Annotated in this window: 1 protein-coding gene; it reads right to left on the reverse strand. The window is 73.2% G+C overall.

Annotation, left to right across the window (positions count from 1 at the left end; translation table 11 throughout):
- Window positions 1–788, reverse strand: a 788-nt coding sequence (locus tag KN815_RS36900) for a ketoacyl-synthetase C-terminal extension domain-containing protein (RefSeq protein WP_216346208.1), incomplete at both ends; no start/stop codon positions are given.

Consider the following 788-nt stretch of genomic DNA (forward strand, 5'->3'; position numbering starts at 1 on the left):
AGGTGGGCGCGCAGCCGTACGGCCTGGTCGCGCAGGCCCTCGGGGGACTTGGCGGAGAGCAGCCAGGCGGCCGGGACGCCGGACCGGGGCGCGGCGGCGGGCGCCGGGTCCTCGGTCTCGTCCGCGTACGCGGGGGCCTGCTCGATGATGGTGTGCGCGTTGGTGCCACTGATGCCGAACGAGGACACCGCGGCCCGGCGCGGACGGCCGGTCTCCGGCCACTCCCGCGCCTCGGTCAGCAGCGACACCGCACCCGCCGACCAGTCCACATGAGGGGTGGGCTCATCGACGTTGAGGGTCTGCGGCAGCATGCCGTGCTGGATGGCCAGCACCATCTTCATCACACCGGCGACACCGGCGGCGGCCTGGGTGTGGCCGAAGTTGGACTTGATGGAGCCGAGCCACAGCGGCTGGTCGGCGTCGCGCTCCTGGCCGTAGGTGGCCAGCAGGGCCTGGGCCTCGATGGGGTCGCCCAGCTTGGTGCCGGTGCCGTGCGCCTCGACCGCGTCCACCTCGGACGCGGACAGACCCGCACCGGCCAGCGCCTGCCGGATCACCCGCTGCTGCGAGGGACCGTTCGGCGCCGTCAGACCATTGGACGCACCGTCCTGGTTGATCGCGCTGCCGCGCACGACCGCCAGCACCGGGTGGCCGTTCTTCCGGGCGTCGGACAGCCGCTCGACGAGCAGCATTCCGACGCCCTCGCCCCAGCCGGTGCCATCCGCACCCGCCGCGAACGCCTTGATCCGACCGTCCTCCGCCAGCCCACGCTGACGACTGAAGTCCAC

Source organism: Streptomyces niphimycinicus (assembly GCF_018883605.1).
GTDB classification, from domain to species: domain Bacteria; phylum Actinomycetota; class Actinomycetes; order Streptomycetales; family Streptomycetaceae; genus Streptomyces; species Streptomyces niphimycinicus.